This window comes from Sandarakinorhabdus rubra (assembly GCF_010994245.1).
GTDB lineage: Bacteria > Pseudomonadota > Alphaproteobacteria > Sphingomonadales > Sphingomonadaceae > Sandarakinorhabdus > Sandarakinorhabdus rubra.
Map to the genome: position 1 here is coordinate 1 of NZ_WMHO01000052.1, position 13,391 is coordinate 13,391.

The window sequence follows — 13,391 nt, forward strand, 5'->3', positions numbered from 1 at the left end:
CGCACCCGCGTTGCCACCACCGCCGCCCAGTTGGCGCAGGGCAACGCCGATATCGCCCGCCTTCGGGCACAACTGGCCGCACCCACGGGCAGCGAGGGCCCGGCCGAAGTGCCGGTGCGCAGCCCCGCCAGCGGCACCGTGCTTTCGGTGCTGCGCCAGGGCGATGCCATCGTTCCCGAAGGCACCGAACTGATGACCATCGGCAACCCTGCCGATATCGAGGTGGTGCTCGATCTCCTCTCGCGCGATGCGGTGAAGGTGCAGCCCGGGGCCACCGTGCAGATCAGCCAGTGGGGCGGCGACACCCCGCTTATCGGCAGGGTGAAGCGCATCGAGCCGCTGGGGCGCCTGAAAGTTTCGGCGCTGGGCATCGAGGAGCAGCGGGTCAACATCATCATCGGTTTTGATGCCGGCATGGCGGCCAAGGCGGCGCGGCTGGGCCATGGCTACCAGCTCGATGCGACCGTGGTGCTGTGGCAGGCGCCCGCCGTGCTGCGCGTGCCGATCGGCGCACTGTTCCGCGGGGCCGATGGCGGCTGGCGGGTGTTCGTGATCGCCGACGGGCGGGCGCGCAGCCAGGCCGTGACCATCGGCCATATCAACGACGAATTCGGCGAAGTGCTGGCCGGTCTTGCGGCCGGGCAGCGCGTGGTGCTCAATCCCGGCAGCCTGGTTGCAGACGGCAGCCGCGTGAAGCCGCGCTGACACTGGCAGGAGAGCAACGCCCATGGCGATGACGATCAGCTTCCACGGCGCGGCGCGCACCGTCACGGGCTCCTGCCTTGAGGTGGAGGTGGGCGGCCGGCGCATCCTGCTCGATTGCGGGCTGTTCCAGGGCACCCGCAGCATCGAGGCGCTGAACCACGAGCCGCTGGCCTTCGATCCCGCGACGATCGATGCCGTCGTCCTCAGCCACGCCCACATCGATCATTGCGGCCTGCTGCCCAAGTTGGCCGCGCAGGGCTATGCCGGGCCCATCTGGTGCACGCCAGAAACCGTTGATCTGCTGGAATATATGCTCGCCGATGCCGGGCGCATCCAGGAATATGAGGCCGAACGCCGCAACAGGCGCCGGGATCGTGCCGGCGATGACCCATTCGAGCCGCTTTATACGGAAGCCGATGCCATGACGGCATGGCGGCTGGCGCGGCCGGTGATGCTGGATGAATGGTTTGCGCCCGCAGACGGCATCCGCACCCGGCTGTGGAACGCCGGGCACATCCTGGGCGCGGCCTCCATCGAGGTGGAGGGCGGCGGCGTGCGGATCATGTATTCCGCCGACATTGGCCCGGACAACAAGGCCTTCCTGCCGCAACCGCAGGGCGGCGCCGGCTTTGACCACATCATCTGCGAAGCGACCTATGGCGACCGCGCGCGCACCCGCGTCAGCATGGAGCAACGCCGCGAATTGCTGGTGGCCGAGATCGACGAGACACTGGGCCGCGGCGGCAACCTGGTCATCCCGGCCTTCGCACTGGAACGCACCCAGGAACTGCTGCTCGATATCGCCACGCTGTCGAGCCAAGAGCGCATCGGGCCGGCGATGGTGTTCGTGGACAGCCCGCTGGCCAATCGCGCCACCGGCGTGTTCCGCAAATATGTGCGCGGCCTGCAGGATACCGCCGGGCGCGACGTGTTTGCCCACCCGTCAATCCACTATGTACAGGATGCCAGTGAATCGATGCGGCTGAACAGCCTGTCGGGCGCGATCATCATCGCGGCATCGGGCATGTGCGAAGCCGGGCGCATCCGCCATCACCTGCTGCACAATCTGCCGCGCCGGGAATCGACCATCCTGTTCGTCGGCTTCCAGGCGGGCGGATCCTTGGGCCGGGTGATCCAGGAGGGTGCGAAACGGGTGCGGATATCCGGGCAGGACGTGGCGGTGCGCGCCCAGGTCCGCAGCATCGACAGCTATTCCGCCCATGCCGACCAGAGCGAGCTGATCGACTGGATGCGCGACCGTGGCCCGATCTCGGGCAGCCTGTTTCTCGATCACGGCGAAGAGCAGGCGGCGCTGGAGCTGGGCCGGCTGGCCACGGCCGAACATCTGGCACCCAGCGTCATCATCCCCGAAATCGGCGAGCGCTATGAATTGCAGGCCGGCACTCCGGCGAAGCGGATTGCCACCGGGCGGCCCGATCTGCGCCGGGTCATGGCGCGGGATTGGCAGAATGACTATGCCGATCTGGCCAGCAGCCTGAAACAGAGACTGGGCCGCATCGGCGATCCCGATGCCCGCCGGGAGGCCATTGCCGCCATGCAGCGCGTGCTCGACAGTTATGCCGAGGCAAAGCCCTGACGGTTTGCAAGGGAATTGGCGGGAACTGGTCCTCCCTAACCGGCCTCAGTCCGGGTTCTCGCGCACATGGCGCTCCAGATCGTCGAAGAAGCGCTCCAGATTGTGCAGCACCATCATCTTGAACTCATAGTTCACGTCCGGCGAGGCGCTTTCGATGATGCTGCTCTCGTCCACCTTCTCGGCATAGGCCTTGGCGATGGTCTGCACATAATCGGGCGTCAGCTTGATCTCGCCCATCTTGTCGAGGATCTTCAGCTGCACGATCATGATCTGGCGCACCAACATTTCCAGCGCGGTGATGCGCGAGACGGTGGCCACGGCATCGAGTTCGACTGATTCCTCGTCGCTCATGCAGCAATGATAGCGGCTTTCCGGCGCTTGCGAAGGGGCCCCGCTTCCGGCAGGGGCTTGGCCCATGGGTCGACTGCTTGAAGCCCGCATCGAACGCATCCCCGTGCGCGGGGCCTTCACCATCGCGCGCGGCGCCAAGACGCATGTCGACGTGGTGCTGGCCACGGTTGTCGACGGCGTGGCTGTCGGCCGCGGCGAAGGCACCGCCATCTATTACAAGGGCGACAGTGCCGAGGCGGCGCTGGCGGCGCTGCAGGGTGTGGCCGATGCCGTCTCGGCGGGCGCAACCCGGGCTGATCTCTTGTCCCTGTTGCCGGCCGGCGCGGCGCGCAACGCACTTGATTGCGCGCTGTGGGACCTGGAGGCGAAGCAATCGGGCCGGCGTGTCTGGCAGATGCTGGGCCTGCCGCAGCCGCAGCCGATGCTCACGGCCTACACCATCAGCCTTGGCGATCCCGCCACCATGGCAGCCGCCGCCGCAGCCGTGCGCGGGCGCGAGCTCTTGAAGGTGAAGCTGGGCGGCGAGGGCGGGCCGGCGGCGGATATCGAGCGGTTGGCCGCGGTGCGCCGGGCGGCGCCCGATGCCCGGCTGATCGTCGATGCCAACGAGGGCTGGGGCGGCACCGATGTGGCGCGCACGCTGGCCAGTCTGGCGCCGCTGGGCGTCGAACTGGTGGAACAGCCGGTCCCGGCCGGGCGCGATGCCGAACTTGATGGCATTAAGGCCGCGGTGCCGATCGCGGCCGATGAAAGCTGCCACACCCGCGCCAGCCTCGATGCCATCGTTGGCCGTTACAGTCACATCAACATCAAGCTGGACAAGGCCGGCGGCCTCACCGAGGCCCTGGCCCTGCGCCATGCTGCTGCCGCCCGCGGGCTGGGCGTGATGACCGGGTGCATGCTGTGCACCAGCCTGGCGATCGCCCCGGCCTTTCACGTGGCCATGCAGTCGGAATTTGCCGATCTCGATGGGCCATTGCTGGTCGAGGACCGGCCGCACGGCCTGGTGTTCGAGGGCAGCGACGTGTTCCCGCCGCAAGCGGCGCTGTGGGGCTGATATGGTCAGCCGCTGCCCAAGCGCCTATCGTTGCGGCCCATGAACCGGCCTGATGTCATCCACAGCCGCCGCGCCATCATCGATCGGCGCGCGCTGGCCGATGCGCTGGCCCACGAACTGGCGAAACGCGAACGCTTCGAGGATCGCCGCCAGTTCCTGGCCGACACCTTGCGCGGCGCACTGCTGGCCGGCCGCACCGAGCTGAGGGAGCGGCTGGAGGCCCATCCCGGCCGCGGCCTCGAAATGGCCGCCGCCCAGAGCTTCCTGACCGATCAGATGCTGCGGCTGGCCTGCGACACGGTGGTCACCAGCCTCTATCCGCTGGCCAATCCCACCCAGTCGGAGCGGCTGGCGCTGGTGGCGGTGGGCGGTTACGGGCGCGGCCAGATGGCACCCTTTTCCGATGTCGACATCGTCTTCATCACGCCGTGGAAACAGACGCCGTGGGGCGAGCAGGTGATCGAGACCCTGCTCTACCTGTTCTGGGATCTGGGGCTGAAGATCGGCCACGCCACCCGCAGCCTCGATGACGTGGTGCGCATGGCTCGCACCGACATGACGGTGCGGACGGCCTTCCTCGAATCGCGTTTCGTGTGGGGCGATCAGCCGCTCTATGAAGAGGCGGTGCAGCGCTTCCGCAAGGAGGTGGTGGCCGGCACGGCCCGCGCCTTCGTGGCCGAGAAGCTGGCCGAGCGCGAGGCGAGGCACCAGCGCATGGGCGACAGCCGCTATGTCGTCGAACCCAACCTGAAGGAGGGCAAGGGCGGCCTGCGTGACCTCCACGCCCTGTTCTGGATCGGCAAGTATCTGCATCAGGTCGACAGCGTGGCCGAGCTGGTCGACAAGGGCCTGCTCACCGCCGATGAGCTGCGCCAGTTCCGCCGCGCCGAAAGCTTCCTGTGGTCGGTCAGGATCATGCTGCACCAGCTGACCGGCCGCGCCGAGGAGCGGCTGACCTTCGACGTGCAGCGCGAGCTGGCGGCGCGGCTGCGCTATGCCAACCGCGACAGCATGAGCGCCGTCGAGCGGTTCATGCGCCACTATTTCCTGATGGCGAAGTCGGTCGGCGACCTGACCGGCCTGTTCCTTGCCCATCTCGATGAATCGACCGCCCGGCTGGCGTGGCTGCCCACGCTCACCCGGCGGCCGGGCCGGCTGAAGGGCTTCACGCTGCGGCGCGGGCAGATCGGTGTGCCGACGGACGATTTCTTCCGCGCCGATCCGGTGCGCCTGCTGGAACTGTTCGCGCTGGCCGACAGCGAGGGGCTGGCCATCCACCCGCTGGCGATGCGCGCCGCCGCCCGCGATGCCCAGCTGATCGATGAGCGGGTGCGCCGCGACCGCACCGCCAACGCGCTGTTCCTGTCGGTGCTGACCTCCCCGCGCGATCCGGAGACTGTACTGCGCTGGATGAACGAGGCCGGCGTGTTCGGCCGCTTCGTGCCGGATTTCGGCCGCGTCGTGGCGCAGATGCAATATGACATGTACCACCACTACACGGTGGACGAGCACACGATCCGCGCCATCGGCCTCCTGGCCAAGATCGAGCGCGGCGAGCTGAAGGGCGAACACAGCCTGTCCAGCGCCATCATCCACCAGCTCAACAACCGGCGGGTGCTGCACGTGGCGGTGCTGCTGCACGACATCGCCAAGGGCCGCGGCGGCGATCACAGCCTGCTGGGCGCCGACATCGCGCGCCGCCTGTGCCCGCGCCTCGGCCTGTCCGCAGAAGAGACCGAGACAGTGGCCTGGCTGGTGGAGTTCCACCTGCTGATGAGCCGCACCGCCTTCAAGCGCGACCTCGCCGATTTCAAGACCATCCTCGATTTCGCCGAGGCGGTGGCCAGCCCGGAACGCCTGCGCCTGCTGCTGCTCCTGACCGTGGTGGATATCCGCGCCGTGGGGCCGGGCGTGTGGAACGGCTGGAAGGCCCAGCTGTTGCGCGAGCTGTATGAAAGCGCCGAGGAGGTGCTGCGGCTGGGCCACAAGCAGAAAGGCCGTGCCGAGCGCATCGCGGCCAAGCAGGCAGGGCTCAAGACCGCGCTGGCCTGGCCAGACAAGCGCTTTGCCGCCTATGCCCGGCGCCTGCCCGACAGTTACTGGATTGCCGAAGCGCCCGATGTGCTGGCCGCCAACGCAGCGCTGGTGGCCGATGCCGACGGCGGCGAACGGCTGCTGGAAATCGGCTGCACGCCCGACCCGGCGCGCGGCACGACGCTGGTCACCATCTATGCGACCGACCATCCCGGCCTGTTCTACCGCATCGCCGGCGCCATTTCGCTGGCCGGCGCCAACATCTTCGATGCGCGCATCCACACCACCCGCGATGGCATGGCGATCGACAATTTCGTGGTGCTTGATCCGCTCGGCCGGCCCTTTGCCGAGCCACAGCAGCTGGCCCGGCTGAAGCGCGCCATCGCCGATGTGCTGGAAGGCCGGGTGCGGCTGGCCGACAAGCTCGCCGCCCGGCCACTGGCCCGGCGCAAGGCGGAGCTGTTCCGGGTCGAGCCGCGCGTGCTGATCGATAACAAGGCCAGCAACCGCTACACGGTGATCGAGGTCAACGCGTCTGACCGGCCGGCTTTGCTCTATGCGCTCACCAATGGCCTGTTCCAGCAGAAGCTGACCATCCACAGCGCCCACATCGCCACCTATGGCGAGAAGGCCACCGACACTTTCTATGTGACCGACCTCACCGGCGCCAAGATCGACAACCCGGTACGGTTGAAGGCGATCGAGAAGCGGCTGCTGGCAATTGCCGCCACTGCCAGCCCGCGGGTGGAGACGCTGGTGGAGGTTGGCGCCGAAGCGGCGGAATAGGGCGTGTGTGTCGCGCCGGTTGACGGCTGGTCCCGCGCGTGGCTTGGAAGCCGCGACGGAGGAATGCCATGACGAAGACGCCAAATACGTCTCCTGGGGTTGAGCAGTGGGCCGCGATGGCGGCGAAGGAAGTGAAGGGGCAAAGCCTCGACTGGCACACGCCCGAGGGCTTCACCGTCAAGCCGCTCTATACGCAGGCTGACACCGAAGGCTGGGACCCCGGCCTGCCCGGTTTCGCGCCGTTCACGCGCGGGGTGCGCGCTTCCATGTATGCCGGCCGGCCGTGGACGGTCAGGCAATATGCGGGGTTCTCCACCGCAGAGGAATCGAACGCTTTTTACCGCCGCAACCTCGCCGCCGGGCAGAAAGGGCTCTCGGTGGCCTTCGATCTGGCGACGCACCGCGGATATGATTCGGACCATCCGCGCGTGGCGGGCGATGTCGGCAAGGCCGGCGTTGCCATCGACACGGTGGAGGACATGAAGATCCTGTTCGACGGCATTCCGCTCGACCAGATGTCCGTCTCGATGACGATGAACGGCGCGGTGATCCCCACGCTGGCCTTCTTCATCGTCGCCGCCGAGGAGCAGGGCGTCCCGCAGGCCAAGCTGGATGGCACCATCCAGAACGATATCCTGAAGGAGTTCATGGTTCGGAACACCTATATCTACCCGCCCGAACCCTCGATGCGCATCGTTGCCGACATCATCGCCCACACCGCGCGCAATATGCCGAAATTCAACAGCATCTCGATTTCCGGCTATCACATGCACGAAGCCGGGGCGACGGCGCTGCAGGAGCTGGCCTACACGCTGGCCGACGGCATGGAGTATGTCCGCGCCGCCCAGAAGCAGGGCCTCGATGTCGACGAGTTCGCCGGCCGCCTGTCGTTCTTCTTCGCCATCGGCATGAACTTCTTCATGGAAGTGGCCAAGCTGCGCGCTGCCCGCACCCTGTGGGCGCGCATCATGACGAACTTTGGCGCCAAGGACCCGCGCAGCCTGATGCTGCGCACCCATTGCCAGACGTCCGGCGTGTCGCTGCAGGAGCAGGACCCCTACAACAACGTCATCCGCACCACCATCGAGGCGCTGGCCGCCGCCCTAGGCGGCACCCAGTCGCTGCACACCAATGCGCTCGATGAAGCCATCGCTCTGCCAACCGATTTTTCGGCCCGCATCGCCCGCAACACCCAGCTGGTACTGCAGGAAGAGGCCGGCATCACCAAGGTCGTCGATCCCTTGGGCGGCAGCTATTATGTCGAGGCGCTGACCAAGAGCCTGGTCGACGGCGCCCAGGCCATCATCGACGAGATCGAGGCGATGGGCGGCATGACCAAGGCGGTCGAAAGCGGCCTGCCCAAGCTCAACATCGAGGCTGCCGCCGCCGCCAAGCAGGCCGGCATCGACATGGGCGAGACGGTGATTGTTGGCGTCAACAAGTACAAGCCCTCGTCGGTGGACGAGGTGCCGGTGCTGGATGTCGACAATGTCGCCGTGCGCGCCAGCCAGATCGCCCGCCTCGAGGCGGTGAAGGCTGCCCGCGACCCGGCCCGCGTGGAGGCAGCCTTGCATGCGCTGCGCGAAGGCGCGCGTGGCAGCGAAAATCTGCTGGCGCTGGCCATCGAGTGCGCGCGGGCGCGCGCCACGCTGGGCGAGATCAGTGCCGCCATGGAAGACGTGTTCGGCCGCCACGCCGCGGTCGTGAAGATGGTGAAGGGCGTCTATGCCGATGCCTACAAGGCCGATCCGGCCTATGTCCGCGTCGCCGAAGGGGTGGAGGCGTTCGAACGGCGCACGGGGCGCAAACCCCGCGTGCTGATCGTCAAGATGGGGCAGGACGGCCATGACCGCGGCGCCAAGGTGGTGGGCACCGCACTGGCCGACCTCGGCTTCGATGCCACCGTCGGCCCGCTGTTCCAGACGCCGGAGGAAGCGCGCGAGCTGGCGCTGAAGCTTGATGTCGATCTGGTCGCCGCTTCCAGCCTCGCCGCCGGCCACAAGACCCTGGTCCCGGCCCTGATTGATGAACTGAAGGCGGCTGGCCGCCCGGACATCAAGGTGATCGCCGGCGGCGTGATTCCGGCGCAGGATTACGAGTTCCTGCAAAAGGCCGGCACGGTCGCGATCTTCGGGCCGGGCACCAACATCGTGGAAGCCGCTGCCGAGTTGCTGCGGCTGCTGGGGCACAATCTTCCGCCGCTCAGCGACGCGGCGGAGTGAGTTGGGGGCGCCCGGCTGCCCGGACGCCCCCTGCATCACGCTCTGATCGCGCGGATCAGAAGCTCATGCCCACGCTCATCTTGTAGAAGTCGCCGGCGTTGTCGTCATCAAGGTCGGCGCCGGCGGTGAAGCGGGCGAAGAAGCCCTTGGGCAGCGTGAACTGCACATAGCCGCCCAGCCATTCATAGGTCTTGTTGGCGCCGTCCACCGGGTTCCGGGTGTTGGACAGCAACTCGTAATGCGGGCCGAACGAAACGGTCTTCGACGCCTTGTAGCCGATGTTGACCCAGGTGTGCAGGAAGTCCAGGCCGCCCGTGCTGTCGCGGTTGCGCAAGGCCGCATAATAGCCGCCATAATATTCGGCTTCGATCTTGTCGTCGGCATAGTTGATGGTGAGGCTGGGCACCACGCCGTCGGCAAAGGCCGGCCCGCGCTCTTCGCCTTCGCCGACGCCGCGGCGCGCGCCGCCTGACAGCAGCGAGCCGTTGGTGATGCCGATCTGCGGCTTAACCTTCAGCTTGCCATCAGCAAGGTTGAAGTTCGCGCCCACGCCGAATTCGGTCCACAGGCTGCCGCCAGAGCCGCCCAGGCCAAAGGCCGGCCGCGTCCAGAAGGTGCCATAGAAGCTGAAATCGACCGTGTCGTTCGCCGGCACCAGGCCATTGAACGAGGGGTTGAAGCCGAAGAAGCTGTCTTGGTTGAGGGTCACGGTGTAGCTGGCATCGCGCGCCGCTGCGGGCATGGCGACAAGGCCGATGCAGGCGACAGCAAGAGCGGAAGCAGCCCGAAATGAAGACTTGAGGATTGGCATATGAATGATCCTTTCACCATCGAAGATCATCCTACCCAAAGATTATGATTTGCATTTCTTCCCCATGCAGACGGTTATGCTTCCGCTTATGTGACATTGATCTGTAACATGTCTAAACTGTAACATACGTCAATCAGCCACCGGTGGGTGGGGCCAGATCTGGCAGGTGCTTGCGCGGGACGGCACGCTCTCCGGCTGGCGCAACGTCCCGATGATCTGGTCAGGCTTGTGCCGCCGGCCAGCCACCCAAACCCTTCTTCAGGGTCGAAACCATGATGGTCCATGGACCGCTCAGAAGGGGGCAGGCCAGGGCCCGTGGTTCAGGCCGGCTCGATGGCGACCTGCGCGTTCAGATAATCGAAGCGGAACAGCCGATCACCGCGCCGGCGCAGCCGTGTGCCTTCGGGAAGCGCCGCCGCCGGCAGACCGGCATCGCGCGCTGAAGCCGTGATCACGGCATCCAGAACGCTGCCCTGCGGCCACACCGCCAGCGTGCGGACGCGGCCGTGGCGCCAGCAGGCCACCCGGCCATCGCGGGCGGTCAGCTCGGGCAGCGCTGCGCCTTCGACATGGTCGAACCACCCGCCAGCCGTCCAGCCATCGCCGTCCAGCACCATCCGGTCGTGCCAGCTTTCGCTCAGCGTCACGGTGAGGCCCATCAGGCTGGCCAGCGGGCCGGGCGGCAGGGTTTCGGGAATGGCGAAGTCGGCCGTGCGGCTGCCGGTGCGCGGCCCGACGATGATCTGCGCCGGACTGTCGGCGAGCGCGCGCACCAGCGCATCGGGGACGATCGGCAGGCACGGCACCACCACCAGCGCATAGCCATCAAGGCTGGCGGTGGGCGACACGATGTCGATGTTCAGCCCCAGCCGGCGCAGCGCCGAATAGCAGGCGAAGGCCGCCCACAGGGCCGATCGTCCCTGCCCGTGCGGCTGGATGCCCGTCACCCATTCGGCATCATAGGCAAATACCAGCGCCGCCTGCTTCACCGGCGCACCGCCGGGCAGCCGCGCCAGATCGTCTGCCGCCGCCCGCACTTCGGCCAGCGCCGGCGCCGGCGCGCTGTCTGGCCGCAGCAAGCCGGCGTGCATCTGTTCCTGCGCGTGCGGAAATTGCCGCCAGCGGAAATAGCTGACCAGCTCGGCGCCGTGGGCAAAGGCCTCCAGCGTCCACAGCCGCACCATGCCGGGCAGCGGCGCCGGGTTGTGCCGCGCCCAGTTCACCGGCCCGGGCTGCTGTTCCAGCACCGACCAGCGCTGCCCACGCGCGCAGCCGCGATAGAGATCATGGTGGAAGGCGGCGAGATCGGGGTGGCCCTGGTGGGCATAACGCTGCTTGTCGGCCTCGCTGAAGCGGAACATCTCGAGGAAACCCAGCGGATAACTGTCCCACCCCAGCACATCGAGATCGGCGGCCAGCGTGTGGTGATCATAGTCGGTGAAGAAGCCCATGGCATTGTGGGTGATGTCCCGCCCCGGCGAGCCGGCGCGCAGCACATCGACCTGGGCGCGGTTGAAGGCCGCCACCTGATCCGATGAGAAGCGCTTGAAGGCCAGCCAGTGCGCCGGATTGGCTTCGGTGACGGTCTGGTTCGGCAGGTCGATGGCGTCGAAGCCGGGATATTCCATGCTCCAGAAGACATTGCCCCACGCCGCGTTCAGCGCTGCGATGCTGCCATAGCGGGCCCGGCACCAGTCCCGGAAGGCGGCAGCCGCGGCGGGCGAGAAGCTTTCGACCGTGTCGTGGCAGCCATATTCATTGTCCGTCTGCCAGCCGACGATGCCCGGGTGTTGCCCATAGCGCTGCGCCAGCGCGCGCGTGATGCGCACCGCCTCCGCCCGGAACCCCGCATGGCTGAAACAATAGTGGCGGCGGGAACCGAAGCGGCGCGGCCGCCCGTTGCGGTCCAGCGCCAGCATGTCAGGCATGGCGTCCACCAGCCATTTTGGCGGCGTGGCGGTCGGGGTGCACAGGATGATGCCAAGGCCGGCGGCGTGCAGTGTCTCGATGGCGCGGTCCAGCCAGCCCCAGTCAAACCGGCCGGCTTCGGGTTCGATGCGGCTCCAGCCGAATTCGCCGATGCGAACCCGGGTCAGGCCGGTCTCCACCATCCGCCGCGCATCGTCTGCCCACCCCGCTTCCGGCCAATGTTCCGGGAAGTAGCAGACGCCAAGACGCATTGCGGGAGTGGTGGTCATGTGCGGCAGCCTTGCCAGATGCGCCCGGATTGGCAAGGTGGGCACACGCGGCACCTGGGGGCTGGATGGACATCGCAATCGAAGGCGCGGGCAGTGCGGTGCAGCTGGCGGTGTTCCTTGGCCTCATGGCCCTGGTGGCGTTGCTCACCTGGCGGCAGGTGCGCCGGGCCCGCCATGATGGCTCCAGCGAAGATGTCTTCCTCGCCGGCAAGGCGCTGAGCTGGCCGTTCATCGCCGGCTCCATCACCCTCACCAACCTGTCGACCGATCAGCTTGTCGGCATGAACGGCAACCAGATGCTGCTGCTGGCGTGGTGGGAAATCGCCGGCTTCGTCGGGCTGATGATTCTCGCCTACGTCTTCGTGCCGCTCTATTACCGGTACAATTGCATGACGGTGACGGAGCTTCTGGAACGGCGTTATGAAGGTCGCTCCATCCGCACGCTGATTTCCGGCATCTTCCTGTTCGGCAACCTGCTGATCTACCTGCCGGCGGCGCTCTATTCGGGCGGGCTGTTCCTGCAATCGCTGTTCGGCGCACACATCCCGCTGATGGCACTGGCGGCGGGCCTGGCCCTGATCAGCGCCGCCTATGCCATTTTCGGCGGCCTGCGGGCGGTGGCGGTGATGGACACGTTTTCCGGCGTCGGCATCCTGGGGCTGGCGCTGCTGATCGTTGTGCTGGCGCTGGCGGCGGTGGACTGGGACATCATCACCGGTGTGCCGCCCGAACGCCTGTCGATGATCGGCGGTGCAGACAGCCCGATCCCGTTCCACACGCTGTTCACCGGCATGGCCTTCATCCAGATCTTCTATTGGTGCACCAACCAGAACATCACCCAGAAGGCCATGGCGGCGCCGACGGTGGCAGAGGCGCAGAAAGGCGTGTTTGCCGCCGCCGCCATCCGGATCCTGATCGTGCCGCCGATCGTGGTGGTGCCCGGCGTTGTCGCCTACAAATTGTTCGGCACCGTTGGCGATGCCGCCTATGGCCGGCTGGTGGCCGAAGTGTTGCCGCCGTGGCTGTCGGGCGCCTTTGCCGCCATGGTGGCCGCCGCTGTCATCACCACCTTCAGTGCGGTGCTGAATTCCACCATCGCGCTGTGGTCGGTGGATTTCCATGAACGCTTCATCGGCCCGGTGGCCGATCATTGGCGGCTGGGCGCCGGACTGTCGGTGCTGGCCACCGGCTTCGCGCTGCTGATGGTGCCCGTCTATCAGAACGCCAAGAGCATCATCAACTTGCTGCAGCAGTTGAACGGCCTGTCATCCATGCCGGTGCTGTCGGCGTTCGTCGTTGGCCTGCTGTTTCGCGGCGTGTCGGCTCCGGCGGCGATTGCCGGCGTGGTGTGGGGCATCGGCCTGTATGGGCTCTACAGTTTCTGGTGGCAGCCGGCGGGCCTGATCGGCCTGCATTATATCGACATGATGGTGGTGACGCTGGCCACCTCGGTGCTGGCAGCGCTGGCTGTCAACCGGCTGCGCGGCGGCCGCGCCCGCTGGATCGGGCTGGACCTGTTCCGGGGGCCGGCAGGATGACGGCCCGCACCATCGGCCTGCACGGCGCGGCGTGGAGCCTGGTCCTCGAATGGCCGCAGGGCGCAGCGCCGGTCTGGCGCCAGATCGGCCCG

At 67.1% G+C, this 13,391-nt stretch carries 9 protein-coding genes; 6 read left to right on the forward strand and 3 right to left on the reverse strand.

Translation table 11 applies throughout. The features are described 5' to 3' along the window. The coding region (locus GJV64_RS05000) for an efflux RND transporter periplasmic adaptor subunit (protein WP_164156179.1) at positions 1 to 705 on the forward strand (705 nt) is incomplete at its 5' end. Positions 706 to 727: 22 nt separating this feature from the next. Then, positions 728 to 2,302, forward strand: a complete 1,575-nt coding sequence (locus GJV64_RS05005) for an MBL fold metallo-hydrolase (protein WP_164156180.1) — start codon at positions 728 to 730, stop codon at positions 2,300 to 2,302. A gap of 45 nt (positions 2,303 to 2,347) precedes the next feature. Here GJV64_RS05005 and GJV64_RS05010 read toward each other — a convergent pair whose 3' ends face one another. Next, entirely contained in the window at positions 2,348 to 2,653 is a 306-nt protein-coding gene (locus tag GJV64_RS05010) for a hypothetical protein (RefSeq protein ID WP_164156181.1), read from the reverse strand. A 64-nt stretch (positions 2,654 to 2,717) separates the two neighbouring features. Between GJV64_RS05010 and dgcA the strand changes: the two genes are divergently transcribed. The 3 genes from dgcA (at position 2,718) to scpA (ending at position 8,752) form a co-directional block, all read left to right on the forward strand. Beyond that, positions 2,718 to 3,710: an N-acetyl-D-Glu racemase DgcA gene (gene dgcA, locus GJV64_RS05015; RefSeq protein WP_164156182.1), complete on the forward strand. Its 993-nt coding sequence runs from the start codon at positions 2,718 to 2,720 to the stop codon at positions 3,708 to 3,710. 39 nt (positions 3,711 to 3,749) lie between these two features. Next, positions 3,750 to 6,530, forward strand: a complete 2,781-nt coding sequence (locus GJV64_RS05020; protein ID WP_164156183.1) for a [protein-PII] uridylyltransferase — start codon at positions 3,750 to 3,752, stop codon at positions 6,528 to 6,530. Positions 6,531 to 6,598: 68 nt separating this feature from the next. Beyond that, positions 6,599 to 8,752, forward strand: a complete 2,154-nt coding sequence (gene scpA, locus GJV64_RS05025; RefSeq protein WP_235927603.1) for a methylmalonyl-CoA mutase — start codon at positions 6,599 to 6,601, stop codon at positions 8,750 to 8,752. A gap of 55 nt (positions 8,753 to 8,807) precedes the next feature. Here the strand turns inward: scpA and GJV64_RS05030 are convergent, their stop codons facing one another. Then, the gene (locus GJV64_RS05030; RefSeq protein ID WP_164156184.1) at positions 8,808 to 9,563 is read right to left on the reverse strand and encodes a DUF6733 family protein; all 756 of its coding nucleotides are present in this window, start codon (positions 9,561 to 9,563) and stop codon (positions 8,808 to 8,810) included. Between the two features lie 320 nt (positions 9,564 to 9,883). Further along, on the reverse strand, positions 9,884 to 11,761 hold the full coding sequence (locus tag GJV64_RS05035; protein WP_235927604.1) for a beta-galactosidase: 1,878 nt from the start codon (positions 11,759 to 11,761) through the stop codon (positions 9,884 to 9,886). A gap of 65 nt (positions 11,762 to 11,826) precedes the next feature. Here GJV64_RS05035 and GJV64_RS05040 point away from each other — a divergent pair, with 65 nt between their 5' ends. Then, complete coding sequence (locus tag GJV64_RS05040; RefSeq protein ID WP_164156185.1) at positions 11,827 to 13,299, forward strand: sodium:solute symporter family transporter; 1,473 nt, start codon at positions 11,827 to 11,829, stop codon at positions 13,297 to 13,299. The last annotated feature ends 92 nt before the right edge of the window (positions 13,300 to 13,391 follow it).